A 23,550-nucleotide genomic window follows, 5' to 3' on the forward strand; every position below is an offset into this window, starting at 1 on the left:
GGGGGTGCCCGGCCGTCAGCAGGATGCATCTATGGGGTGTCGGTGCGGGCTTCTATTTCGTCGGTGAAGGACCAGGCGCTGCTGGCCGGGGTTGCCGTGATTTTGATGTAGCGGGCGGAGGTGTTCAGGCCCAGTAGGCGGTACTTGTGGGACTGGTCGGTTGAGCCGACTGCGGGGGCGGTTACGGTTCCTGCCGTGGTGAATGAGGTGCCGTTGGTTGAGAGGGCGTAGGTGATGGATGAGGGGAGGAAGATGTAGACGCCCTTGACCTGGAGCCAGTCGCTCGAGAGTTCCTTGATGAGTTTGGTCGTGCCCAGGTCGACGGTGAAGGAGTACGGCGAGGCGGTGTTCCTGCCTTGCCAGGCGGCGTCGCCGTAGGACGTGGTGCCGTAGGTGCCGTTCGTCAGCTCAGCGGTGCCGGTGTCCGGGTAGGAGGCGTCCGCGGGCATGGATGACGTGTAGGGCTTGGCGGAGGCCAGGTTGATGGGGTTGTTGGGGGCCGCGGGGGTGGTGGCCGAGGCCGTACCGCTGGAGCCGGAGACGTTGCCTGCCGCGTCGAAAGCGGCGATCGAGTAGGTGTAGGCGGTTGAGGGGTCCAGGCCGGAGTCGGTGAAGGTCGTGGCCGTGCCGTACAGGGTCTTGACGAGGGTGCCGTTGCGGGTGAGCCGGTAGCCGACCGCGTCCGAGGGGCCTGTCCAGGAGAGGTTCACTGTCAGCGGGTTGATGGCTGTGGCCGTCAAACCCGTAGGGGTGGCGGGCGGGGTGGATTCGACCACGCCCGAGGTCAGGTAGTCGCGGTAGGTCTGGTCGTAGGCCGGGTCGACCTGCATGGGGCTCTGGTAGTGGTCGTAGGCGAAGCTCCAGTAGCGCGACACCGAGGACTGGACGGCCTGCATGTCGGCGACGAAGTCCTTGACGCCCATGGGCTTGAAGTCCAGGTTGAACGTCTCCGTGTCGGCCCACAGCTGGGTCGCGGGGCGGGCGGCGGTGATGGCGTTCTTGGTGGCGGTGAACCAGGTCGAGAGCTGTGAGGTGACGGCGTGGCCCGCGCCCACGCCGTCCTGGAGGGCGATGACGTCGATGGGGCTCGTCGTCAGGATCGAGGTCCACATGGACTGCCACTGAGCCGACGTCAGGCCGCCCGCGGTGTTGAAGAAGGGGGAGACGACGATGGGCTTGGGGTGCAGGTGGTTGGCGACCGTGGAGTAGAAGCCGGCCATGGCGTCCCAGCTGGCCTGGGTGGTGAAGTTCCAGTTGTCGACCTCGAAGGACAGGTACCAGCCGGCCAGCGAGGGGTGCGTGCCGTACTTGGACCACAGGTCGTCGGCCAGGGCGTTGGCCGTGGTCGCTTCGGCGTTGAGCCAGGCGCTGTCACTGGCGTACTTCTGCCACCAGTCGTTGTTGACCTGGAGGCCGAGGTAGACCTTGATGCCCGCGTTGTCGGCGGCCGTCAGGGCGCGCGAGACGACGTCGGTGGTGGTCGACTGGGTGTAGCCGGTCAGGCCTGAGGGGTAGACGGTGGTCTTGGTCTTGCTGTCGGCCGTCCACTGCAGGGCCAGATCGGTGATGCAGGCGCGGTTCAGGTACCCCAGCTCCGTGGCCCACTGGCCGGTGTTCCAGGTGTCCCCGAGGTCGGGCTGGAGGAAGGAGCCGGCGAACCGGGGCGAGGTCCCGCACGACGACGTGCCCATGGCCGCCCAGTCGTCGACGAAGCTCCAGGTGGCCGGGGTGCTGGTGACGATCATGCGGACGAAGCGGGCGGTGCGCGGCGTCCCGGGCGTGCAGGCGTACGCCTTGGCCGAGACGTCCGGAGCGGTTTGCGCCGAGACGGTACAGGCCGTGGACCAGGTCGCGCCGTCGAGCGAGTCCTGGAAGGCGACCTGGGTGGGCAGGTAGACGCCGGCGCCGGTGTACTTGAAGAAGGTGGCCGTGTGGGACGTGATCGACGACGCGGTGCCGAGGTCGGCGGTGAACTGGTAGCTGGTCGCGCCATTGCGGCCCTGCCAGGCGGGGTCGGCCAGGAGGGCGGCGGCGTGGGCTCCGTCGGTGAGTTCGCCGCCACTGTCGGGGTAGGACGCACTGGCGGCCACCGAGGCGGTGTACGTCTTGCCGAGGAGGAGGTCGGTGTCGGCCGAGGCTGGAGGCGACGGGATCCCGATCGCGCAGGCCACCACCACGGCCAGGGCTAAGAGTGTTCTCCGTACGAGCATGGGACTTCTCCCTTCCATAAGGATGCGGCGCCGATCACCCCACCCGCGGAACCAAGGGATGCGAGCCGGATCGGGACGCGATCAGGCCCGGGAAGGGCCTCGGCGCGCAGAGCGGCCGACAGCGGGTCCAGGAAGCGTGAGCCCAACCCGGTCACGCCGCCGCCGATCACGATCACGGCCGGTTCGAGCGTCGAGGCCAGCCCGCCCAGCGCACGCCCGAGCAGGGTCGCCGCCTCACGGACCACCTCGTCGGCGACCGGCCCTTCCAAGGAGCCTTGACCGCCACGGCGCAGGTACTCCGCCAGGAGAGCAGGCCCTGACGCATAGGCCTCCACGTGCCCGACCCGACCGCAGGGGCATCGCCGGTCTCCGCCCACCCACAGGTGTCCAAGAGCACCTCCCGGCAGGACCCGTCCATCCACGACGAAGGCCCCGCCGATCCCCGTCCCGACGGTCACCACCAGCGCGGACGTGGCCCCGGCGGCGGCACCGAACCTGGACTCCCCCTCGGCCCAGGCGTGCACGTCGTTGACCACCCGGACAGGGAGGTCGAGAGCAGCCGAGAACGCCCCGAGCAGGTCGGTGCCCGCCCATCCGGGCAGGGCGTCCGTGGCGTGGGTGACGATCCCGGAGGCGGAGATGGTCCCGGCGCTTCCCACTCCGCATGCCACGACGCCGTCGGTGAGCAGCGAGCGCGCCAGCCGTACGGCATGATCGAGCACGTCGGCGGCGGGGGTGGCGATGACGCGGGACGACAGCAGTTCCCCGGAAGGCGACACCAGCCCTGCGGCGATCTTGGTGCCGCCGATGTCCACGCCGAGCACGGCTTTCATAGCAAATGTCCTAAAGGCGTCGCCGCGACGAGCCGCTGGGTGATGGCCAGCGGATCGGTCACCGCACCGCCGATGACCACACTCCAGGCCCCTGCGGCGAAGGCGGTCGCGACATGCTCCGGGGTGCGCAACCGCCCCTCCGCCACGGTGCGGACGCCGTGCGAGGCGAGCCGTTCCACCAGCTCCAGATCGGGTTCGTCCCCTGCGCAGGGGGATTCGGCCGTGTAGCCGGACAGTGTCGTGGACACCAGGGAAGCCCCGAAGTCCCAGGCCCGTAACCCCTCGTCGAGGGTCGAGACGTCGGCCATGACCGGCACGCCCAGTTCCGCACGGACGAGCTTGACAAGGGATGCAGAGGAGGTGGCCTCGACGGCGACCAGGTCGGCCCCCGCCGCGACCAACTCCGAGGCCAGCTCCAGCGTGGGAGTGATCAGGGGACGCGCCTCGGGCCGCGCCACCTTGGTCAGCCCGATGACGGGCACCCGCACCAGGGCCTTGGCCGCGCGCACGTCGTCGGGATGGTTGATCCGCACCCCCACGGCTCCCCCGCGCTCGGCGCACTCGGCCAGCAGCGCGATGACAGAGGTACGGCGCAGCGGATGCCCCTCGGGCGCCTGGCAGGAGACGACGAGCCCGTCACGGATGGCTTCCAGAACCCCCATCACCGGGTCCGGTCCGCGATCAGGTCCTGGTAGCGCCGGTAGAGCGCCTGCGCCGACGGCCACATCGAGTTGGGGCTCATGAAGTGCGGGAACTCGAAGGTGATGATCTTGTCGACGTACGGCTGGACGGTGTCGAGCCGGTGCGCCAGCTTCCGCCAGTCGGTGGGCGGGAAGCGGATCGGCATGTCGCGGTCGAAGGTCTCGGCGTTGGACCAGATCGCGATCCCGGTGCCGCGCGCGGCCTCGACGGTGGCCTTGGTGTACTCCTCGAGCTGCAGCAGGTCGGTGGTGGCGTCCTGAAAGGCGCAGGCGTCGACCAGCCCCTGGTAGCGGCCGAAGATCTCCTCCCAGATCCGCCGGTGCTCCTCGGGGGTGCGGACAGGCTGGGCGCCGGCGATGTCCTTGCGTCCCATGTAATAGGGAGAGATCAGCACAGGCAGGCCGGTCGAGGATTTGGCCTGCTCGGCCAGGGTGGTGTTGATGTCCAGGATGCGCAGGCTGGAGTCGGTGGTCTCGTGCGGCAGGTACCAGCCGCGGAAGGCGGGCGAGTCGCCGTAGCGTTCCCACATCTCGGCGATGAAGGCCCGGTTGATCTCCACCTCGGTACGCCAGTCGTGGCGGTACCAGAAGTGGTTGGAGTCATACAGACCCAGGTAGAAGCCGATGCCGCGGGCCTCGGAAAGGTCGAGGAAGAGGCGCACGAGGTCGACGTACACCGGCAACGTCGCGACCCGGTCGGAGACCGCCTTGGACGGGCAGGCCAGCCGTTCGCCGCAGCCCGCCCTGATGAGCACCACGGTGTCGAGCCCGGCCTCGGCGAAGGTGTCGAACTCGCGCTCCCACTCCTGCGGACCCCAGTTCTGCGACGGGATGTCCACGGTGATCTCATCGATAAACGTGCCAGTTATCTTCTTGTATGTCATGAAATATCCCTTTATTTGAGGCCGCTGGTCGCGATGCCGTCGACGAAGTAGCGCTGTCCCAGCACGAAGATCACCAGAGCAGGCGCGGCGAACATCAGGCAGGCCGCCATGAGCGGCCCCCACGCCACCCCATGCTCGGAGAAGAAGTTGTAGAGCCCGATCGAGAGCGTGTACTGGCTGGTGTCGTTGAGGTAGATGAGCGGCGACAGGAAGTCGGTCCAGGTCCAGACGAACTGGAACACCGCCACGGTGATGAGCGCGGGCCGGGTGAGCGGCAGCACCAGCCGCCAGTAGATGGCGAACTCCGAGGCCCCGTCGATGCGGGCGGCCTCGAGCAGCTCGTCGGGCACGTTCATGAGGAACTGCCGCAGCAGGAAGATGAAGAACGGCGTGCCGAGGAAGCTGGGCACCACCAGCGGCCAGTACGTGCCCGCCAGCCCCAGCTTGTTCCACACCAGGTAGACGGGGATCAGCGTGACCTGGGGCGGCAGCATCATGGTCGCCACGACCAGGAAGAAGACCACCCCACGCCCGCGCCAGCGCAGCTTGGACAGCGCGTAGGCGACCAGCGGGCACGACAGCACCGAGCCGGCCATCGTCACCGCGCACAGCCACACCGTGTTCAGCAGGTAGCGCCAGAACGGCATGACCCGCGTGGCCTCGGCGTAGTTGTCGCTCACCCAGTGCTGGGGCAGCAGCCGGGGCGGGAAGGCGAAGACGTCCTGCGGCGACTTGAACGAGGTCGCCACCATCACGACGAACGGCAGCAGGAACGCGGTCGCCATGATCGCCAGCCCGGTGTAGCCGCGGACGGCCGGCCGTACCGCGCTAACGGAGGCCATAGTGCACCCACCTGCGGGACGACAGGATGATCACCGCGGTGATCGCCATCGTGCCGACGAACAGCACCCAGGCCATGGCCGAGGCGTAGCCCATCTTGAGGTGCACGAAGGCGTTCTGGAACAGGTACATCGAGTACGTCAGCAGCGAATCGCCGGGACCCCCGGAGGCCTGGTTCATCCTGGTCTGCGCGATCAGGAACGGCTGGGTGAAGATCTGCAGGTAGGCGATGACCCCGGTGATGAGCTGGAAGAGCGTCACAGGCGTGAGCATGGGCACGGTGATCCTGCGGAAGCGGGCCCACCATCCGGCGCCGTCGACCTCGGCCGCCTCGTAGTACTCGCGCGGCACGTCGCGCAGCGCCGCCAGGTAGATGACCGTGCTGCTGCCGATGCCCCAGATCCCCATGAGCAGGATCGCGGGCCTGGTCCAGGTCGGGTCCTCCAGCCAGGCGGGGCCTTCCACGCCGAGCCAGCCGATGGCCTTGTTGACGTAGCCGTACTGGGCGTTCATCAGCCAGCGCCAGACGTAGGTGGTGACCACGATCGGCAGGATCGTCGGCAGGTAGACCACGGCGCGGAACAGCGGCTGGCCGCGCAGCGGCAGGTTGAGCAGCATCGCGCAGGCCAGCGACAGGATCAGGCTGAGCGGCACGCCGATCAGCGTGAGATAGGCGGTGTTGGCCAGGCTGGTCCAGAACCGCTCGTCGCCGAGCATCTCGCGGTAGTTGTCCAGCCCGACGAAGTTCGGCTCCTGGAAGAGGTTGAAGTCGGTCAGGCTGTAGACCGCAGATGCCAGGATCGGGCCCGCGATCAGCAGGCAGAAGCCGAGCAGCCACGGCGAGGCGAACGCCAGCCCCAGCAGGAGCTGGCGTCGCTTCGTGCTAACGCGCATAGGACCCGGCCTTGCCCGCCACGTCGGCCAGCGCCTTGTCCGGCGCCGCCGTGCCGCGGAGCACCTGGTCGAAGGCCGCGTTCAGGTCGGTGCTGTACTGCTGCGCCCACGGCGTGCTGGCCTGCACCTTGACGTTCTTCGACTTCAGCGCGTCCAGCCAGTTCTTGAACTGCGGGATGTCGGCGAACTTGGGGTCGTCCAGCAGCGACAGCCGCGACGGCAGGTTGCCCAACGCGTAGGTGAAGTCGAGCATCGCCTTCTTGTCCATCATGAACTTCATGAACTCCCACGCCTCCTGCTTGTGCGCGGAGTTGCGCGGGATGAACAGCGTGCTCGCCGTCAGCTGCGTGGTGCCCTCCAGCTGCGGCTGGGACGAGGGGTACGGCAGCGCCGCCACCCCCCACTCGAGCTTGGGGGCGTTCTGCGCGATGAACCGCGGCTGCCACTCGCCGTCGATCACCATCGCGACCTTGCCGATGTAGAACGGGTTCTGCGGCGAGGCGTACTCGCCGAAGCCGGAGGTGAACTTGAGCACCTTGTCGGCGCCGTACTTGGCGGTGACGTTGTCGGTGTAGAACTTCAGCGCCGCCAGGTTGCCCGGGTTGGTGGGGGTCGCCTTGCCCGAGCCGTCGAACCAGTCGCCGCCGAACTGGTAGGCCAGCGTCGAGAACGTGCTGCCGCTGTCAGGGTTGCCCAGGCCGAGCTGGGTGAGGTTGCCCGCGCCGTCGGTCTTGGTGAGCTTGGCGATCGCGGCGGCCCACTCCTCGGTGGTCTTGGGCGGCTGGTCGATGCCGGCGTCCGCGAACAGCTTCTTGTTGTAGAGCAGCTGGTAGGAGTGCACGGCGATGGGCAGCGAGTAGGTCTTGCCCTCGTACTTCATCTGCTGCAGGGCGGCGGGCACGAAGTCGGAGGTGTCGACACCGTCCTTGGCCAGGTAGTCGTCGAGCGGTTCGAGGATGCCCTTGGCCGCCCAGGAGCCGACACCGTTGCCGAAGTTGTCCGAGATGTCGAAGGCTCCCTTGGAGCCCGACATCGAGGCCAGCTGCTTCTGGAAGTCGGGGCTGGACACGCCCTTGACCACGATCTTCTTCTGGCCGGCGTTGAACTCGGCGATGATCTTTTCCAGCGCCTGGGCTTCGGGCCCGCCCCACAGGTACGAGAACGTGATCTGTATTGGGCCGCCCTTTCCTTCATCGGATGAAGAGCTGCCGCACGCCGCCGTCACCGCTACCAGTGTTAACCCTGCGACCGCGCCGAGAGCGCGGGGGAATGGTCGCATCATGTCCACCTCCACGTTGCTATTGGTATAGCCCAATCTCGAAAGTAGCGTCAAGATGCCGTATGGTTGGCGGGAAAGAGGCGGACGACGACCTGAGAGCTCGGTGATTGGTGTGGACCAAAACGGCTTGGCAACGGCTCCACGGCAACCGACCAAGACCGATCAGCTCAAGGAGCACCTCTACCGCCTGATCAGCAATCAGCTCCGGCCCGGCGACAAGCTGCCGACCGAGCGCGACCTGGCCGAGGCGTTCGGGGTCAGCAGGCTCACGGTACGGCGGGCCATCGACCGGCTGGAGAGCGACCGCCTGGTCTTCCGCGTGCAGGGAGCGGGCACGTTCGTCAGCGAGCGGCCGATCACCAAGACGATCGACTTCACCTCGTTCACCGAGGACATGCACAGCCGTGGGCTGGCGCCCGGGTCCCGGCTGCTCGACGCCGTGGAGGTGCCTGCCGGGGCGCGCATCGGGTTCGCACTGTCGATCAGCCCGGCGGATCCGGTCGCGCGCATCCGCCGCGTCAGGATGGCGGACAACACCCCCATGTGCCTGGAGACGTCCCACGTACCGCTCGCGCTGGCGCCCGGCCTGCTCGACCTGCCGCTGGACGGCTCGCTGTACGCGTTGATGGAGTCGCAGTACCGCATCCGCCCCGAGCGGGCCGACCAGACGATCCGCGCCACCGTCCTGGAGCCCGAGGAGGCGGAGCTGCTGCAGACGATGCCGCTCTCCCCCGCCCTCCTGGTCGAGCGGACCGCCTTCGACCAGCGCGGCCGCGCCATCGAGGTGGCCAAGTCCCTCTACCGCGGCGACCGCTACTCCTACCAGATCGCCATCGAACGCGCCTGATCCCCCGAGCCTGGATTCAGGGGCTGACCAGGCGGCATTCGGCGAAGGACAGGCAGCCACAGCCGGCGCAGGTGGTGAAACGGGCGCGGACGTCTTCCAGGCGCTCGATGCGCTCGTCGATGTCCCGGCTCCAGCATTCCGACGCGCGCTGCCACACCTCCTTGCCCGGCGCCACGTCGTGCGGGACGTACTCCAGGACGCCCTCGATCACCGACAGAGGGATGCCGACGCCCTGGGACGCGCGGATGAACGCCAGCCGGCCCAGCGTGCTGTCGTGGTAGCGGCGCTGGTTGCCCGCGGTGCGGCGGCTGGCGATGAGCCCCTTGCGCTCGTAGAACCGCAGCGCGGAGGCGGGCACGCCGCTGCGCGCGGACAGCTCGCCGATGGTCAGCTCCTCCGAAACCAGCATGCCGCCAACCTAGCTTGACCTGAACCGCGGTTTAACGCCGAGCCTGGTCCCGGCAAGCACCATCACCACCGGGAAGGCATCGTGAACGCACTCATCGGCAAGACCGCGCTCGTCACCGGGGCGAGCAGGGGTATCGGACGGGCAGTCGCGCGGCGCCTGGCGCGCGACGGCGCCCGCGTCGCCGTGCACTACGGCGGCAACGAACAGGCGGCGAAGGAGACGGTCGCGGCGATCGAGGAGGCGGGTGGCGAGGCGTTCACGCTGCGGGCCGAGCTGGGCCACGACGGGGACGCCGAGCGGCTGTGGCAGGAGTTCGACGCCCGATCCGACGGGCTGGACATCCTGGTCAACAACGCGGGGATCCTGAGCGACGAGCCCGGCATCGAGCACGTGACCAGGGAGCAGTTCGAGCGGATCTTCGCGGTCAACGCGACCGCTCCGTTCTTCGTCACCAAGCTCGCGCTGCCCCGGCTGCGTGACGGCGGCCGGATCGTCAACGTCTCCACCATGTTGACCCGCGGCTCGGCGATGCCCCTGTCCATCAGCTACGCGATGTCCAAGGGCGCGCTCGACGTGCTGACCTCGACGCTGGCCAAGCAACTGGCGCCCCGGGCGATCACGGTCAACACCGTGGCGCCCGGCGTCATCGACACCGACATGCATCAGGGCAGGCTCGTCGGCGAGGCGCTGGCATGGGTGTCGTCGCTGTCGCCCATGGGGCGGGTGGGGACGCCCGAGGACGTCGCGGACGTGGTGGCCTTCCTGGCCTCCGACGACAGCCGCTGGGTGACGGGTCACTGGCTGGACGCCTCCGGCGGGACCTTGCTCTGAGTCCACATCCTTCAGGGATGTGAGCTCAGCGTGGCCAGCGCCTCCGTCAGGCGGCGCGGGGTCGGCAGCGTGTCGAGCGCCTCGTCGATCTCCCGTTCGGCGAACTCGCGATGCTCGGGATCCTGTACGGCGCGCGTCTGGACCAGCAGGAAGTTCAACCGGCACGCCAGCATCATGGTGAAGTCCGCGAGCGTGACGATCCGCCCCGGCCCGCCGTCGCGCACGTAGGCCTGGTACATGCGGCGCATGCCGTCCAGGTCGTCCCCGAACCAGTCGAACAGCGCCCGGCCGAGCTCTCTACCGGGTTCGGCCGGGCCGAGGTTGTCCCAGTCGAGCACCACCAGCGCACCGCCGGGATCGGTCTGCACGTTCTCCGGGTGCAGGTCCCGGTGGCACAGAATCGACCCGGCGGGATCCGCCGGCGTGACGGCCGCGCACAGCTCTGGCAGCGTGGCGAGCCGCTCCTTCAACCTCGGCGCCCACGCGGCGTCCGACTCGGCCGCCTCCGCCCATGCGTGCCCCGCCGGGACGCGGTCGTACCACCGGGCGGGCGGCCCGCCCTCGACCTCCCGCCCGAGCGCGGGCGCACACCGATGCATCCGCGCCAGCAACCCCCCGACGTCCTCCGGCTCGACCGCGGCGGCCCGCAGCTCGACCCAGTCATACAGCCGCACCCACGCCCCACCGGGAATCTCGACCAGATACCGCCCCTCCCGAGAGGGATGGGCCCCCGGCATCCGCACCCCGGCCGCGGCCGCCCTGCGCGCGAACCCCAGCTCCGCCTCGATCAACGCCGGGGACGGCGGCTCGAAGAAGATCTCCTTGAGCGCGTACCGCGCCACCCCGGCCTCCACCCGCCAGATCCGCCCCAGCGCCCCGCGCGGCCCTTCGGTCGCCACGACATCGGAGGGCCAGCCGTAGGCCTCACGCACGAAGTCGAGATCCATCACGGTTTGAGGAGGCCGCGGCTGAAGGCTTCGGCCACGGCGGCGGCGCGGTCCTTGACGCCGAGTTTGGCGTAGATGTTGAGCAGGTGGGTCTTGACCGTCGCCTCGGTGATGAAGAGTTGGGTCGCCGCCTCGCGGTTGGTGGTGCCCGCGGCGACGAGTTCGAGGACTTCCAGTTCGCGGTGGCTGAGGGGGCTCGCGATGGGGGTGCGGACCCGGTTCATGAGGCGGGCGGCGACGGCGGGCGACAGGACCGCCTCGCCGCGGGCCGCGGAGCGTACGGCGCGCAGCAGGTCGGGGCGGGGGGCGTCCTTGAGGAGGTAGCCGGTGGCGCCCGCTTCGATGGCCGGCACGACGTGGCTGTCGGTGTCGTAGGTGGTCAGGACGAGGACGCGCGCGGGGTTGCCGCGGGCGGCCAGTTCGGTGATGGCGCCGACGCCGTCCATGCCGGGCATGCGCAGGTCCATGAGGATGACGTCGGGGTGCAGGGTCTCGGCGAGCTGGACGGCCTCGGCGCCGTCGCCGGCCTCGCCGACGACCTCGAACTCCGGGTCGCGGGCCAGCATGCTGCCGAGCCCGTCACGCACGACGGGATGGTCGTCGACGATGAGCAGCTTGATCCGGGTCATAACAGTGCCTCCGCGGGGACGCTGGCCGAGATTCCCGTGCCCGCGCCGGGTTCTGACTCGATCTGGAGCGTGCCGGACAGACCCTCGACGCGCTGGCGCATCGCTATGAGACCGAAGCCGGAGGACCCGTCGGCGGGATCGAATCCCTTGCCGTCGTCGCGCACGTCCAGTGCCACCGAGTCCTCCATGTACGACAGCGTCACCCCGACCCGGCCGGCCTGGGCGTGCTTGGCCACGTTGGCCAGCGCCTCCTGGGCGGTGCGCAGTAACGCCACCTCGACCTCCGGCGGCATCGGCCGCGGCGTGCCCGTCGTGGTGAGCGCGACCTCCAGCCCGTGCAGGGCCGACCAGCGGCCGGCGACCCCGGACAGGGCATCGGCCAGGCGGCCGGTCTCCAGCGGCGCGGGCCGCAGCGCGTGCACGGAACGGCGAGCCTCGGACAGGCTCTCCCTGGCCAGCCCGGTGGCCAGGGAGAGGTGCCGCTGCCAGGCGGCGGGATCGTCGGTGGCCTGCTCGGCCGCCTGCAGCTGGGCGATGATCCCGATCAGGCCCTGGGCGAGGGTGTCGTGGATCTCGCGCGCCATGCGCTGCCGCTCGTCCAGCACGCCGGCCTCCCTGGCCTGGGACAGCAGCCGCTCGTGCAGGTCGGCGTTGACGGCCAGGGTCGCCTCGAGTCTGCGGTTGGCCTCGCTGAGCTCCAGCATCGTCCTCTCGCGCTCTTCCTCATGCTTGGCGCCGCGCTGGAGGAACCAGGCGAACAGACACATCGGGCCCACGTTCGCGGCCAGCACCCCGATGTACGACAGCAGTCCGAACAGCGTGCTCTTGTCCACCGCGGTGGCCTGCGCGGTGCCCGCGATCACGGCGACGGCGGCCACGCCGACCAGCTCCCACGGCCAGCGCAGCACGCGGAAGGCATAGATGAACCCGGCGGGTGTGAGGCACCCGAACCAGGGATCCCTGATCACCAGGACGAGCATGATCCCCAGCAGCGCCCAGAAGAAGACCGGCTTGAGCCGGGCCAGGAGCATCGACACCGCTGCCAGGCCGCACAGGAGCAGGTCGAGCAGCAGGGACGCCCCGTCCGCCCACTTCGTGATCATGGTGTAAGCGACCAGGACCGCCAGTAGCACATAGGGCCCGATAGCGAACACCGGATGCCACTGCCGCTCCATGTCCATCAATGTATCTGGCTGAACTCGGCTCGCAGCTGCCTGCCGTTCACCAGAATGACGACGCCAAGCAGCGCGAGGCCGCACACGCCCTGCTCGATGCGCAGCCAGAGGGGGAACAGGCCAGGAAGCCAGATGATGACGGCGATGGCGACCAGCATGGCGGCCGAGACGATCCGCAGCCGGAGGAAGCCGCGCTGCGAGCCGCTGGCGGCCTGGCGGGTGAACAGCAGGGTCAGCAGGGAGCTGAGGACGACGATGGTCGCCCGCACCCACGCGGCGTCGGTCACGATCGTGTGGTTGTTGCGCAGCAGGACGATCGCGGCCAGGGTGAGGACGCTGAGCGCTACGTAGGCGCCGACGAGGAGCTTCACGGTTCGCATGAAGGAAGCCTCGCAACCGGGGCCCCACCTGCACATCGCCCGATCGCAGGGACCGGAGGATGAGACGAAGATCCACCGATCGGTTGATTTACTCCGGCCGGTTGATGGTCTTGTGGCCCACTTGGAAGGGCGAGTGCACGCCCTCGTAGGCCAGATGCATGACCATCCCCTGGAAGGCGTGCTTCAGATTGTGGCAGTGGTCCATCCACACGCCGGGGTTGTCGGCGCGGAAGGCGACCGTGTAGGTCTGCCCGGGCAGAATCTCCAGCGAATCGGTCCACCACGATCGTACCGGCACGCCGTTGCGCGACAGCACCAGGGCATGGTGGCCGTGCAGGTGCATCGGGTGGTCGTTGTGGCCGCGGTTGACGAAGGTGGTCTCGACGGCGTCGCCCTGCCTGACCATCAGCATGGGCGTGTCGGGGAAGAGCAGGTTGTTGATCGTGGAGGGGAAGCTCAGCGACCCGTCGTAGAAGGCGGGCCCGTCGTCGAGGATCAGCTTGAAGCGCCGGTCGAAGGACTTGAACGGGCTGGGCACACCCGCGCCGTAACCGGCAGGATCGAAGTCGGGCAGGTCGGAACGCACCGCGGGCGCCGGCCCGTCGCCGAGCAGCAGGCCGCCGCCGGGGTCGGCCAGGTCGGTCAGCCGGACGGGATGATCGGGCATGGTGAACGTCAGGTCGTAGCGCCCGCCGACGCCCATCGGCAGCCGCACGTCCGTCAGCGGCGTGGGCCCGACGAGATCGGCGCCGTCGATGGCGGCGACCGTGAAGGGCGTGCCGGTGAGCACGAAGGTGCGGGGGTCCTTGTCGGCGGCGCCCCAGACGGTGTTGTCGCTGGTGTTGATCAGCCGCAGCCGCACCGGCGTGCCCGGCGCGACCGCCACCCGCCGCAGCGTGTCCGACGCGCCGAAGGCGGTCCTGACGCCCTGGGGCGTGGTCCACTCGTGGGCCATGACCGGGATGTCCAGCCCCTTGGCCTCCGGCGGCAGCACGGTCAGCGGCCCGAACAGTCCCCGGTCGACGGCCAGGTAGGAGTCCTGGTGGGTGTGGTACCAGAAGCTGCCCGCCTGCGTGGCGCGGAAGCGGTAGACGTAGGTACCGCCCGGCCGTACCGCGTCCTGGGTGACGCCCGCGACGCCGTCCTCGGCGTTGGGCACGTCCAGGCCGTGCCAGTGCACGGTCACCCCCTCGGACTTCAACTGGTTGACGAGCGTGACCTGCACCAGGTCGCCCTGGTGGACGCGGAGCTCGGGCCCCGGCACCTGCCCGTTGAAGGTCCACGCGTCCACCGTCGCGCCCGAGCTCAGCGTGATCCACTTCTCCTGCGCCACCAGCGTGAACGCCGCGTCGGGCCGCTCGCTCGGCCCGGTCAGGTCGGTCACGTTCCGCATCGCGTGCTCGTGCCCCATGCCCACCGGCCCGCCGCCCCAGTCGAGGTCGGTCATCGAGGCCATGTCCACCCGGTCGGGCAGCACGCTGGCGCGCTGCAGGTAGAAGACCGCCCCGCCGAGCACCACGACCACCACCGCCAGCACCGGCAGCGCCCTGATCCTGCCCTGCCGCCACCACAGCAGCCCCGTCGCGCCGAGCAGGATCGCCCACAACACGATCACGTTCACCGTGTACGGCGGAGCGGGCCGATCCACGAAGACCACGTAGAAGTCGAGCAACGCACCCACCGCGGCAGCATGAATGGGCCAGCGTGGCTCCAACCGGGGCAGGCTCACCACGACCACCGCGACCGCGGGAGCCAGCATCAGCGGCAGCGCGAGCACGACCCGGTTGGACACGTAGTCCCACCCCGTCGGCCAGGTCAACCCGACGAGCACCACCTGGACCACCACCGCCACCAGCCCCAGCCCGACCAGGACCCGGCCCGGCCGGCGGGCGGCCAGCCCCCACAGCAGCGCCAGCACGGCGCCGAGCACCTCGGTGAAGTTCGTCGCGATCTCCCACATGGCCCGGACATTACGAACCAGACCAGGGGTCGCGAATCCGTCCGGCGACGACGGCCTGCTACGTAAATCCCGGTATCAGACCAGCCCCATCTCGTAGGCGATGACGACCAGCTGCGCCCGGTCACGCGCGTCGAGCTTGATCATCGCGCGGCTGACGTGCGTGCGGGCCGTGGCCGGGCTCATGTACAGCTCGCGGGCGATCTCCTCGTTGCTCAGCCCCCTGGCCACCTGCGCCATCACCTCCCGCTCCCGCTCGGTCAGCCGGGCCAGCCGCTCGGGGTCGGCCCGCCTGCGGGCGTCACGCCTGACGAACTCGGCGATCAGGCGGGCGGTGATGCGCGGCGCGAGCAGCGCCTCTCCCCCGGCCACGACCCTGATCGCCTGCCGCAGGTCCTCCGGCTCGACGTCCTTGGTCAGAAAGCCGCTCGCGCCCGCGCGCAGCGCCTCGAAGACGTACTCGTCCAGGTCGAACGTGGTGAGCACGACGACCCTGGCGCCCATGGCGGTGACCAGGCGGGTGGCCTCCAGGCCGTCCATGCCCGGCATCCTGATGTCCATCAGCACCACGTCCGGCGCGAACTGCCTGACCAGGGCCACGGCCTGCGCGCCGTCGGCGGCCTCCCCCACCACCTCGATATCGCCGGTGGCGTCGAGCAGGCCGCGGAACCCGGCCCGCACCAGGCGCTGGTCGTCGGCCAGCAGCACCCTGACCGTCATGGTTCACCCTCCCGGACGGGCAGCCTGGCGCGCACCAGGAACCCGCCGCCCGGCGCGGGTCCCGCGGTCAGCTCGCCGCCGAGCGCCGCCGCTCTCTCGGTCATCCCGGCGATGCCGTTGCCCGGGACCGCCGCGCCGCCGCGCCCGTCGTCGGTCACGTCGATCAGCAGGTGTCCCGGCTCGCGGCGGATCTCGACCGACACCGTGCTCGCGCGGGCGTGCCTGATCACGTTGGTCAGCGACTCCTGCACGATCCGGTAGGCCCCCACGGGCAGCGGGCCGTCGGGGACCGCCGACTCCACGCGCAGGCCCGCCTTCTCCGCCGCCTCCAGCAGGCCGCCGATCGGGCGCTGCTCGCCGTTCCTGATCATGTCGATCACGCAGCGCAGCTCGGTCAGGGCGTGCTTGCCCGCCGTGCGGATCTCCCGCAGCGCCTCGTGCGCGCGGTCGGGGCTGCGGTCCATGACGTCGTCGGCGAGCGCGGCCTGGACCGTGATGGCCGAGATCGACTGGCCCACGGTGTCGTGCACGTCGCGGGCGATGCGCAGCCGCTCCTCGGCCAGGCGGCGGGCGGTCTCCCTGACCAGGCGCAGCCTGCGGTTCCTGACCGTGTCGCCGAGCAGCACCAGCGCCACCAGGGCCAGGGCCCGCTCGGCCACGAACGTCAGCAGCGGCAGCGGCGGCTCGTGCCGGTTGACCATCGGCACGTACACGTCGGCGGCGACGAAGAAGGCGATCACCGGGATCGTCCAGCGCACCCGCCCCGCCTCGGCCGCGCTGTAGAGCGCCCCCGCCAGCGGCAGCACCGGCGCGATGCCCACGTATCCCACGCTGTAGTACACGAGCAGCGCCACCGTGGTGGCCACCAGCACACTCAGCGGCCACCGCCGCCGGACCAGCAGCAGCCCGCCCATGAGCAAGGCCAGCCCGTAGGCGTACACGTCGCTCGGCCGGGAGCCGGGCTCCACCCCCGAGGCGATCGCAGCCGACACCAGGGCGGCCGTCCCACCCGCCATGGCGACGTCAGCGACTATCGCGGGGACCCTCATGACGGGTCCACCGTAGCGTCAGACCACCGGCCTGTAATGGGTCGTGATGCGGTTGTCGTCGTCCAGGACGTGGAAGGCGAGGGCGGGGGGCAGGTCCAGGTGGATCAGGGCGTCGGTGCCCTCCCACGGCAGCGTGGTGGTCGAGACGACTCCGGGCGCGACGAGCAGGGGTTTCCCGGCGAACGTGGTGGCCGCGGGCGTGTGGGCGTGCCCGGCCAGGAACGCGACCAGGTTCGGGTGGCGGGCGGCCAGGTCGGCCAGGCGCTGCTCGCCGTACTGGCGGATGCCGTCGACGTACGGCGAGCACAGCGTGGCCGGCGGGTGGTGGAAACCGACCAGGACCGGGGCCGGGTCGTCGAGCACGTCGTCGAGCCAGGCGATGGTCTCGTCGTCGAGCTCGCCCTGGTCCTTGCCGGGGATCGAGGAGTCGCACAGCGCGAGGGTGAACCCCGGGGCCCGGTGCACCTGGTTGATCGGGCCCGCCGCCGGTGGCTGCCCGAGGAGGTGCTCGCGGAAGGCGGCGCGCTCGTCGTGGTTGCCCGGGCAGATCAGGGTCGGGTGGCGGGAGGCGAGCAGGCCGCGGGCCTGCTCGTACTCGGCGGGCAGGCCGTGGTCGGCGATGTCGCCGGTGACCAGCACGAGGTCCAGGTCGTACGGCAGGCCGTCGAGGTAGTCCATGACGGCCTTGGTGCGTTCGGTGGCCCGGTCCGTCAGGTCGAGGTGGGTGTCGCTGAGGTGCGCTATCACGATCACACCTGCCAATGTAGGCGTGGACCGGACCAAGGGTAAGGTCCGGTTCCGTGGTGAATTCCTGGTCCAGTTCGCGGGTGGATCTTCTGCTCGATCTGCGCGGGCCGCGGCGGTCCGGCCTGGAGTCGGCGCTGCGCGAGGCGATCAGGGGCGGGCGGCTGGCGGCTGGGACGCTCCTGCCCTCCACGCGCGGGCTGGCGCGGGAGCTGGGCCTCGCGCGCGGGACCGTGGTGGCCGCCTACGACCAGCTGGCCACCGAGGGCTACCTCACGGTGCGCCCCGGCTCGGGCACCCGCGTCGCCGAAGTACCGCCCGGCCCGGATCTCACGGATACGTCCGGCACGTCGCGCGAGCCGCTGTACGACCTGCGCCCGGGATGCCCCGACGTCAGCGCCTTCCCCGCCCGGGCCTGGCTGGCGGCCACCCGTCGCGTGCTCGGCCGCCACGCCGTCGGCCGCGGCGACCCCCAGGGCACGCCGGAGCTGCGGGCGGCGCTGTGCGACTACCTCGGCCGCACCCGCGGCGTGCGCGCCACGCCCGCCCAGGTCGTCGTCACCTCCGGCTACTACCAGGGCCTGGTCCTGCTCAGCCGCGTCCTGTCGTCCTGCGGCGTCGGGGTCGCCGCCTTCGAGGACCCGGGCCACTCGGTCTACCGGGACGCGGTACGGCGGGCCGGCCTCACCGTGGTCCCGCTGCCGGTCGACGCCCACGGCGCCCGGGTCGACGCGCTCCCGTCCGATGCCGGGGCGGCCTTCCTCACGCCGGCGCACCAGTACCCGATGGGCGTGCCGCTGCACCCGGCCCGCCGCCAGGCCGCCTGCGCCTGGGCCCGCGCCACGGGCGGGATCCTGGTGGAGGACGACTACGACGGTGAGTTCCGCTACGACAGGCAACCGGTCGGCGCCCTGCAGGGCATGGCACCCGAGCACGTCGTCTACGGCGGCACGGTCTCCAAGACCCTCGGCCCAGGCCTGCGTCTCGGCTGGCTGGTCCTGCCGCCGTGGCTGGTCCCGGCCGTGGTCAGGGCCAAGGAGGAGGCGGACTTCTACACCGAGACGCTCAGCCAGCTGGTGCTGGCCGACCTCATCGCCACCCACGCCTACGACCGTCACGTCCGCGCGGCCCGCCTCCGCTACCGGCGCCGCCGCGAACTCCTGGCCTTCCGCTTCCCTCTGGAAGGCGTCCCGGCGGGCCTGTCCGCTCTCTTCCTGATGCCCGAGGGCGAAGCGGAGGTGCTGTCCGCCTGTTCCCGCCGCGGTCTGGCCCTGCGCGGTCTCACGGAGCTCCACCACGATCCCGCGGGCCGCTCTCAAGGCCTGCTGATCGGCTTCGCCGCCCCCTCGGAGTCCGACTACGCGACCGCTCTGCCCCTCCTCACCGAGGTCATAGGCGGTCGACGCGTTGGAGGAGGCCGTAGATGAAGCGGGCGCGGTGTGGCGTGCCGTCGTGGGTGAAGTCGACGGACCAGTGGTGCGGGGCCGAGCCCTCCAGCTGGGTGGCGCCGGGGAAGCTGTTCACGACGTCACCGACGACGCAGCCCCAGGGCTTCATGGCGGAGAAGGCGAGCTCGGCAGCGCTGGAAGGGCGGACGAACCACTGGTTCCACAGCTCGCCGCCGGGGCCGAGCAGGGCCTCGAACTCCAGGTCCGGCCAGGACGGCAGGCGCCAGCGGACCAGCTCGCAGGTGAGGCTGCCCGCCGGTTTGGCGCCACGGCAGGCGGGCGGGCCGAGGGCCATACGGAGGGCGGAGATGCCCTTGGGAGCTTTGCGCGAGTACGACATGCGGGTCCACTGCGAGTGCGCGGCGCGGAGCTCGGCCCGGGTGGCGTGCATCTCCGCCAGCGCGTCCTCGACCCGCTCGGGGTTGAGGTCGCGCATGCGGTGCATCAAGGTCAGCTCGAACTGGCGCACCCCGAATCCCATGCCGGCCACCGTACCTAGTACGGCAGGTAGTAGGTGAGCAGAGCGTCCGGAACAGCTCCTCGTCCACCTCACCGCCGTCGCGACCCAGAACACGATCACCGTCCACCGTTACGGCCTGGGTGTGTTCGTCAGGTCCTATCGACCGGGTTCAGCCCCGGGCGGCGCGCGATGAACACGACGTCGACCTACCGGTAGAGCCCGTCGGGCAGGTGGGAGGTCCCTCGAGTCGCCGAGCGGGTCCTCGTAGGGTGCCTCGCTCGCCACGAACACGCGGATGTCCTCGGGAAGTCTCCCGTCCAGCTCGTACATGCGAGTCACGAGTGCGTCGAAGTGGCGGCGATCCTCGTCGCGGATGTCCCTGAGCAGCGCCGGCAGTTCCTCACCGGCCAGACCGGCGCAGGCGGCACTCAGGATCGTGTAGTGGTAGACGGCGGCCAGCTCGGCCTTCGCGGCCGCCGTCAGTCCGGCGAGCAGGGCCCCTACGTCGAGGCCCGCCCGCTCGACGCTCTCCCGCGCGGTCATCATGGTCAGGCCGCGGACGCTTCCAGCGGGGCACGGTCCTGCGGGTTGAGCGCCAGGAACACCAGCCCGGCCAGGGCACCTCCCGCGAGATCGGCCACGAGCCAGATCCAGATCTTCGACCAGGCAAACAAGCCCATGGTCGCGGCGCCGACGGCGACCGCGGGGTTGAAGGCCCCACCCGAGACGCCGCCCACGGCGAACGCCCCGGCGGCCACGGTGAACCCGATGGCCAGCCCGTAGAAGCTGTTACCCGGGTGGTCCTTGCTGGTGGCCGCGTTGAGGACCACGTAGGCCAGCGCGAAGGTGAACAGCGCCTCGGCCACCAGGGATACCGGCAGCTCGCGCCCGGAAGGCGACAGCTGGGACACGTGGGTGGGGTTCACCACGTACAGCGCGGTCAGGGCGGCGAGGACGCCGGCCACCAGCTGGGCGCCCCAGTACGCGACGGCGTCGGCGAGACCGATCCGGCCGCGTAACAGCACGGCCAGCGTCACCGCCGGGTTGTAGTGAGCGCCTGAGACGTGGCCTCCCGCGTAGACCATGACCATGAGGACCGCCCCGATCGCGATCGGAGCGAGGGGGGCCACGGCCAGGACCGTGCAACCGATCGTGAAGACCAGAAAGTAGGTTCCGATGAACTCCGTGACGTACCTGCGCACAGCTACCTCCCGTTCTCGGATGAACCTGGGTCGATCGCATCCAGATCGTGACAGCCGCCTGCGCGTCGAGGGAGAGCCGCATACCTTACAGGGTGCTTACGGGCGTAAAACCCGGTCGTAAGCACCGTCCTTTATTGACATCGCCAACAGGGCGCCGTTACGGCGGGCGACCGTCCCCGACTCGCCAGCAGCGCCGGTTGCGGGTCCTCGGCCGGAGTACGGCGGGCGGCCGGTGGGGCGGTATGCCGTACAAGATCTGTCATCGACAGCGCAAAGGGGGCCGCGGCGTCCAGAAGAGGAGCCCGGCGGGCGATTAGCCTATGGGGCTTTCCCTGATGTTAGGCGCGAGGCACGAATTCACACTCCGAACGTGAGAAAAAGACTCTGGTTACTGACGGCCGCCCTGGCACTGGTCCTGCCGGCGGCCCCCGCGGCTGCGCGGACTCCGGTCGCGGAGTTCGCCCCATGCGTGATCCCGGGGTTCGAGAACCTGGACTGCGCCAAGATCGACGTGCCCGTGGACTACCGGCGGCCCGGCGGTCCGAAGATCAAGGTCTCCGTGGCCAGGCGCAAGCACACCGTGCCTGACGACCAGTTCCAGGGTGTGCTGCTGGCCAATCCCGGCGGCCCCGGCGCCTCCGGGCTTGGGTTCGCCCTCGGCGTGCGCGGTATGGACCCGGCCGTGGCCGCCTCCTACGACCTGATCGGGTTCGACCCGCGCGGCGTCGGCACCAGCGAGCCCGCGGTGGCCTGCTCGGGCGACTACCTGACGCCGGTCAGGCCCGACTACGTCCCCGCCGACAGGAGTGCCGAGCGGGTCTGGGTCGACAGGGCCCGCCGGGTGGCCGAGCTGTGCCGTCAGAAGTACGGCTGGCTGCTGCCCCACCTGACCACGGTCAACGCGGCCCGCGACCTGGACGTCATCCGGCAGTCGCTGGGCCAGGACCGGATCAACTACCTGGGCTTCTCCTACGGCACCTACCTGGGCGCCACCTACGCCACGCTGTTCCCCACGCACGTGCGGCGGCTGGTGCTCGACAGCATCGTGCGTCCGAGCGGCATCTGGTACCAGGACAACATCGACCAGAACCACTCCTTCGAGGCCCGGATCCACGACTACTTCGCCTGGGTCGCCCGCTTCGACGCCACCTACCATCTGGGGACCACCGAAGAGGTCGTGGAGAAGGCCTACTACGACCTGCGCGCCAAGCTGACCGCCGCGCCGGCCGGCGGCGTGGTCGGGCCCGACGAGCTGGACGACACGTTCCTGGCCAACGCCTACCGGACGAGACTCTGGCCGATCCTCACACCGGCGTTCGCGGGCGGCTCGGCCGACGCGCTGGTGGACGCCTTCCAGAACTTCGGCGCGCAGGACGACAACGCCTACTCGATGTACCTGTCGGTCGAGTGCTCCGACGCCAGGTGGCCGCGGGCGTGGCCGGTCTGGCACCGGGACATGACCGAGTCGTACAAGACCGCGCGCTTCGCCACCTGGAACAACGCCTGGTTCAACGCGCCGTGCGCGTTCTGGCCGGTGCACGGGCAGCAGCCGCTGCCGGTCAAGGGACGGCCGGGGCTGCCTGACGTGCTGTTCCTGCAGGACGTGTCCGACGGGCCGACGCCGTTCCCCGGTGGGGTCGAGGTGCACGGGCTGTTCCCCAGCTCCCACCTGGTCGTCGAGCAGGGCGGCAAGACGCACGGCCTGATCGGCAGGGGCAACGCGTGCATCGACGGCGTGTTCAACGCCTACATGCGTGACGGCACCGTGCCCGGCGACGGGGCGACCTGCCCGGGGACACCGGAGCCGCAACCGCAGGCCGTACAGAGGCTGGAGGAGCCCGAAGGGCTTACCATCCGTCCATGACGTCCGATGAGCTGGCCATCTCGGTGGATCACCTTCCCGAAGGGATGGTGATCCACCTCGGCGGCACCCTCGACACCCGCACCCACCACCTGCTCGACGACGTCGACGTGGCGGGCAGGCGGGTGGTCCTGGACGCGAGCGGGCTCAGCTTCTGCGACTCCAGCGGCATCAGCGCCCTGCTCGGCCTGCACAAGCGCGCCGAGAGCCTGACGCTGCGCGGGGTGCACGGCGTCCTGGCCCGCGTGCTGCGTGTCACCGGGCTGGACGCCCTGTTCGAGGTCGAGGGTTAATCGAGTACCGCCAGGTCGAGCCGGCGCAGCCGCTCGGGGTCGGCCAGGATGTCGATGGCCGTGATCCTGCCGTCGGTGATGGTGAAGCTCATGACCGACATCGGCTCGCCCGCGGTGGCGTTCACCACCCCGGCCATGCCGTTGACCAGCGCGGGATAGGTGCTGAACCGATCGTGGAAGCGGCGGAAGAGCAGCGCGTTCCCGGCCACCTCGTCCGCTCCGCGGATCTCGGTCCGCTGGGTGCCCGCGTCCGCGCGCAGCACCACGTCGGGAGCCAGCACCGCGACCAGCCCGGCGAAGTCGCCGTCGCGCGCGGCCGCCAGGAAGGCGTCCACGACCTCCCGCTGGCGTCGCGTGTCGGGATCCGGCACCGGCGCCGCCCCCTGGACGCGGCGGCGCGCCCTGCTGGCCAGTTGCCTGGTGGCGATCGTCGAGCGTCCCACGACGGGGGCGATCTCCTCGAACGGCACGGCGAACATGTCGTGCAGCACGAACGCCAGCCGCTCAGCCGGTGTCAGCGACTCGAGCACTACCAGCAGCGCGAGCCCGACCGAGTCGGCCACCAGCGCCTCCTGCTCGGGATCGATCCCCCCGGGGCGGCTGACCACAGGATCGGGCATCGGGGTTTCCTGCCGCGCGGTGCGCGTGCGCAGCATGTCCAGGCACACCCGCCCCACCACGGTGGTCAGCCAGCCGCCCAGGTTCTCCACACCGTCCGCATCGGCGCGGCTGAGCTTGATCCAGGCCTCCTGCACCGCGTCGTCGGCCTCGCTCAGCGAGCCGAGCATCCGGTAGGCGACCCCCTTCAGGTGCGGGCGGTGTGCCTCGAAACGGTCCGCCAGGTACTGATCCACGTCACGTTCTCCCCTCACGTCCTTCATGTAGTACTGACGGATCCGCGCGGACCGATGTGACAGGTGCTGTGAGCTGGATCACCGTTGAGGTTGACCTCGGGTC

The 23,550-nt window shown here is 70.1% G+C and carries 25 protein-coding genes; 5 read left to right on the plus strand and 20 right to left on the minus strand.

The features are described from left to right. Window positions 1-29: 29 nt before the first annotated feature. From KIK09_RS48340 to KIK09_RS48370, 7 genes are read right to left on the minus strand one after another with little or no spacing between them, the layout of a single operon-like run. A complete protein-coding gene (locus tag KIK09_RS48340; protein WP_214326329.1) occupies window positions 30-2,210 on the minus strand; it encodes a DUF4434 domain-containing protein in 2,181 nt (726 codons plus the stop codon). Beyond that, window positions 2,186-3,043: an ROK family protein gene (locus tag KIK09_RS48345; RefSeq protein WP_214326330.1), complete on the minus strand. Its 858-nt coding sequence runs from the start codon at window positions 3,041-3,043 to the stop codon at window positions 2,186-2,188. Before KIK09_RS48345 ends, KIK09_RS48340 begins: the two co-directional genes overlap by 25 nt. Next, window positions 3,040-3,705, minus strand: coding sequence for an N-acetylmannosamine-6-phosphate 2-epimerase (locus KIK09_RS48350; RefSeq protein ID WP_214326331.1), 666 nt, complete (start codon window positions 3,703-3,705; stop codon window positions 3,040-3,042). The genes KIK09_RS48345 and KIK09_RS48350 overlap by 4 nt, the downstream gene beginning before the upstream one ends. Further along, a complete protein-coding gene (locus KIK09_RS48355) occupies window positions 3,705-4,628 on the minus strand; it encodes a DUF4434 domain-containing protein (RefSeq protein ID WP_214326332.1) in 924 nt (307 codons plus the stop codon). The genes KIK09_RS48350 and KIK09_RS48355 overlap by 1 nt, the downstream gene beginning before the upstream one ends. 11 nt (window positions 4,629-4,639) lie before the next feature. After that, complete coding sequence (locus tag KIK09_RS48360) at window positions 4,640-5,470, minus strand: carbohydrate ABC transporter permease (protein ID WP_214326333.1); 831 nt, start codon at window positions 5,468-5,470, stop codon at window positions 4,640-4,642. Next, the gene (locus KIK09_RS48365) at window positions 5,457-6,362 is read right to left on the minus strand and encodes a carbohydrate ABC transporter permease (RefSeq protein ID WP_214326334.1); all 906 of its coding nucleotides are present in this window, start codon (window positions 6,360-6,362) and stop codon (window positions 5,457-5,459) included. The genes KIK09_RS48360 and KIK09_RS48365 overlap by 14 nt, the downstream gene beginning before the upstream one ends. Beyond that, entirely contained in the window at window positions 6,352-7,644 is a 1,293-nt protein-coding gene (locus tag KIK09_RS48370) for an ABC transporter substrate-binding protein (protein ID WP_214326335.1), read from the minus strand. The genes KIK09_RS48365 and KIK09_RS48370 overlap by 11 nt, the downstream gene beginning before the upstream one ends. A gap of 124 nt (window positions 7,645-7,768) precedes the next feature. Here KIK09_RS48370 and KIK09_RS48375 point away from each other — a divergent pair, with 124 nt between their 5' ends. Continuing rightward, on the plus strand, window positions 7,769-8,488 hold the full coding sequence (locus KIK09_RS48375) for a GntR family transcriptional regulator (protein WP_214326336.1): 720 nt from the start codon (window positions 7,769-7,771) through the stop codon (window positions 8,486-8,488). Between the two features lie 16 nt (window positions 8,489-8,504). On the opposite strand, the gene soxR is transcribed toward KIK09_RS48375, so the two are convergent. After that, window positions 8,505-8,897: a redox-sensitive transcriptional activator SoxR gene (soxR, locus tag KIK09_RS48380; protein ID WP_250575004.1), complete on the minus strand. Its 393-nt coding sequence runs from the start codon at window positions 8,895-8,897 to the stop codon at window positions 8,505-8,507. Window positions 8,898-8,978: 81 nt separating this feature from the next. Here soxR and KIK09_RS48385 point away from each other — a divergent pair, with 81 nt between their 5' ends. After that, window positions 8,979-9,728, plus strand: coding sequence for an SDR family NAD(P)-dependent oxidoreductase (locus tag KIK09_RS48385; RefSeq protein ID WP_214326337.1), 750 nt, complete (start codon window positions 8,979-8,981; stop codon window positions 9,726-9,728). Window positions 9,729-9,739: 11 nt separating this feature from the next. Here the strand turns inward: KIK09_RS48385 and KIK09_RS48390 are convergent, their stop codons facing one another. The 8 genes from KIK09_RS48390 to KIK09_RS48425 form a co-directional block, all read right to left on the minus strand. Beyond that, the gene (locus tag KIK09_RS48390) at window positions 9,740-10,675 is read right to left on the minus strand and encodes a phosphotransferase enzyme family protein (RefSeq protein ID WP_250575030.1); all 936 of its coding nucleotides are present in this window, start codon (window positions 10,673-10,675) and stop codon (window positions 9,740-9,742) included. Further along, window positions 10,675-11,304, minus strand: a complete 630-nt coding sequence (locus tag KIK09_RS48395) for a response regulator (protein WP_214326339.1) — start codon at window positions 11,302-11,304, stop codon at window positions 10,675-10,677. Before KIK09_RS48395 ends, KIK09_RS48390 begins: the two co-directional genes overlap by 1 nt. Next, entirely contained in the window at window positions 11,301-12,479 is a 1,179-nt protein-coding gene (locus KIK09_RS48400) for a sensor histidine kinase (protein WP_250575005.1), read from the minus strand. The genes KIK09_RS48395 and KIK09_RS48400 overlap by 4 nt, the downstream gene beginning before the upstream one ends. 5 nt (window positions 12,480-12,484) lie before the next feature. Further along, entirely contained in the window at window positions 12,485-12,859 is a 375-nt protein-coding gene (locus KIK09_RS48405; RefSeq protein ID WP_250575006.1) for a hypothetical protein, read from the minus strand. Between the two features lie 88 nt (window positions 12,860-12,947). After that, window positions 12,948-14,819, minus strand: coding sequence for a multicopper oxidase family protein (locus KIK09_RS48410; RefSeq protein WP_214326342.1), 1,872 nt, complete (start codon window positions 14,817-14,819; stop codon window positions 12,948-12,950). A 75-nt stretch (window positions 14,820-14,894) separates the two neighbouring features. After that, window positions 14,895-15,536, minus strand: coding sequence for a response regulator (locus KIK09_RS48415; RefSeq protein WP_214326343.1), 642 nt, complete (start codon window positions 15,534-15,536; stop codon window positions 14,895-14,897). Further along, a complete protein-coding gene (locus KIK09_RS48420; protein WP_214326344.1) occupies window positions 15,533-16,585 on the minus strand; it encodes a sensor histidine kinase in 1,053 nt (350 codons plus the stop codon). The genes KIK09_RS48415 and KIK09_RS48420 overlap by 4 nt, the downstream gene beginning before the upstream one ends. A gap of 18 nt (window positions 16,586-16,603) precedes the next feature. Beyond that, window positions 16,604-17,338 (minus strand): metallophosphoesterase, encoded by a 735-nt coding sequence (locus KIK09_RS48425; RefSeq protein ID WP_214326345.1) that lies wholly within the window; start codon window positions 17,336-17,338, stop codon window positions 16,604-16,606. 74 nt (window positions 17,339-17,412) lie between these two features. On the opposite strand from KIK09_RS48425, the gene pdxR reads away from it, so the two are divergent. After that, a complete protein-coding gene (gene pdxR, locus KIK09_RS48430) occupies window positions 17,413-18,756 on the plus strand; it encodes a MocR-like pyridoxine biosynthesis transcription factor PdxR (RefSeq protein ID WP_308164746.1) in 1,344 nt (447 codons plus the stop codon). On the opposite strand, the gene KIK09_RS48435 is transcribed toward pdxR, so the two are convergent. From KIK09_RS48435 to KIK09_RS48445, 3 genes are all read right to left on the minus strand, one after another. Continuing rightward, on the minus strand, window positions 18,719-19,258 hold the full coding sequence (locus KIK09_RS48435; protein WP_214326347.1) for a hypothetical protein: 540 nt from the start codon (window positions 19,256-19,258) through the stop codon (window positions 18,719-18,721). The two genes, pdxR and KIK09_RS48435, sit on opposite strands and share 38 nt — an antisense overlap. A 135-nt stretch (window positions 19,259-19,393) precedes the next feature. After that, a complete protein-coding gene (locus tag KIK09_RS48440; RefSeq protein ID WP_214326348.1) occupies window positions 19,394-19,783 on the minus strand; it encodes a ferritin-like domain-containing protein in 390 nt (129 codons plus the stop codon). A 2-nt stretch (window positions 19,784-19,785) separates the two neighbouring features. Next, entirely contained in the window at window positions 19,786-20,439 is a 654-nt protein-coding gene (locus KIK09_RS48445; RefSeq protein ID WP_214326349.1) for an MIP/aquaporin family protein, read from the minus strand. 370 nt (window positions 20,440-20,809) lie between these two features. On the opposite strand from KIK09_RS48445, the gene KIK09_RS48450 reads away from it, so the two are divergent. After that, window positions 20,810-22,303 (plus strand): alpha/beta hydrolase, encoded by a 1,494-nt coding sequence (locus tag KIK09_RS48450; protein ID WP_214326350.1) that lies wholly within the window; start codon window positions 20,810-20,812, stop codon window positions 22,301-22,303. Further along, window positions 22,300-22,593: an STAS domain-containing protein gene (locus tag KIK09_RS48455; protein WP_214326351.1), complete on the plus strand. Its 294-nt coding sequence runs from the start codon at window positions 22,300-22,302 to the stop codon at window positions 22,591-22,593. Before KIK09_RS48450 ends, KIK09_RS48455 begins: the two co-directional genes overlap by 4 nt. On the opposite strand, the gene KIK09_RS48460 is transcribed toward KIK09_RS48455, so the two are convergent. Further along, complete coding sequence (locus KIK09_RS48460) at window positions 22,590-23,474, minus strand: sigma-70 family RNA polymerase sigma factor (RefSeq protein ID WP_214326352.1); 885 nt, start codon at window positions 23,472-23,474, stop codon at window positions 22,590-22,592. The genes KIK09_RS48455 and KIK09_RS48460 overlap by 4 nt on opposite strands. Between the last annotated feature and the right edge of the window lie 76 nt (window positions 23,475-23,550).

This window comes from Nonomuraea sediminis, assembly GCF_018531495.1.
In the GTDB taxonomy this organism is placed as follows: domain Bacteria; phylum Actinomycetota; class Actinomycetes; order Streptosporangiales; family Streptosporangiaceae; genus Nonomuraea; species Nonomuraea sediminis.

Coding starts and splice junctions, on each gene's coding strand:
- KIK09_RS48340 (WP_214326329.1), bottom strand. CDS start 2,210: ATGCTCGTACGGAGAACACTCTTAGCCCTGGCCGTGGTGGTGGCCTGC.
- KIK09_RS48345 (WP_214326330.1), bottom strand. CDS start 3,043: ATGAAAGCCGTGCTCGGCGTGGACATCGGCGGCACCAAGATCGCCGCA.
- KIK09_RS48350 (WP_214326331.1), bottom strand. CDS start 3,705: ATGGGGGTTCTGGAAGCCATCCGTGACGGGCTCGTCGTCTCCTGCCAG.
- KIK09_RS48355 (WP_214326332.1), bottom strand. CDS start 4,628: ATGACATACAAGAAGATAACTGGCACGTTTATCGATGAGATCACCGTG.
- KIK09_RS48360 (WP_214326333.1), bottom strand. CDS start 5,470: ATGGCCTCCGTTAGCGCGGTACGGCCGGCCGTCCGCGGCTACACCGGG.
- KIK09_RS48365 (WP_214326334.1), bottom strand. CDS start 6,362: ATGCGCGTTAGCACGAAGCGACGCCAGCTCCTGCTGGGGCTGGCGTTC.
- KIK09_RS48370 (WP_214326335.1), bottom strand. CDS start 7,644: ATGATGCGACCATTCCCCCGCGCTCTCGGCGCGGTCGCAGGGTTAACA.
- soxR (WP_250575004.1), bottom strand. CDS start 8,897: ATGCTGGTTTCGGAGGAGCTGACCATCGGCGAGCTGTCCGCGCGCAGC.
- KIK09_RS48390 (WP_250575030.1), bottom strand. CDS start 10,675: ATGGATCTCGACTTCGTGCGTGAGGCCTACGGCTGGCCCTCCGATGTC.
- KIK09_RS48395 (WP_214326339.1), bottom strand. CDS start 11,304: ATGACCCGGATCAAGCTGCTCATCGTCGACGACCATCCCGTCGTGCGT.
- KIK09_RS48400 (WP_250575005.1), bottom strand. CDS start 12,479: ATGGAGCGGCAGTGGCATCCGGTGTTCGCTATCGGGCCCTATGTGCTA.
- KIK09_RS48405 (WP_250575006.1), bottom strand. CDS start 12,859: ATGCGAACCGTGAAGCTCCTCGTCGGCGCCTACGTAGCGCTCAGCGTC.
- KIK09_RS48410 (WP_214326342.1), bottom strand. CDS start 14,819: ATGTGGGAGATCGCGACGAACTTCACCGAGGTGCTCGGCGCCGTGCTG.
- KIK09_RS48415 (WP_214326343.1), bottom strand. CDS start 15,536: ATGACGGTCAGGGTGCTGCTGGCCGACGACCAGCGCCTGGTGCGGGCC.
- KIK09_RS48420 (WP_214326344.1), bottom strand. CDS start 16,585: ATGAGGGTCCCCGCGATAGTCGCTGACGTCGCCATGGCGGGTGGGACG.
- KIK09_RS48435 (WP_214326347.1), bottom strand. CDS start 19,258: ATGGGATTCGGGGTGCGCCAGTTCGAGCTGACCTTGATGCACCGCATG.
- KIK09_RS48440 (WP_214326348.1), bottom strand. CDS start 19,783: ATGATGACCGCGCGGGAGAGCGTCGAGCGGGCGGGCCTCGACGTAGGG.
- KIK09_RS48455 (WP_214326351.1), top strand. CDS start 22,300: ATGACGTCCGATGAGCTGGCCATCTCGGTGGATCACCTTCCCGAAGGG.
- KIK09_RS48460 (WP_214326352.1), bottom strand. CDS start 23,474: ATGAAGGACGTGAGGGGAGAACGTGACGTGGATCAGTACCTGGCGGAC.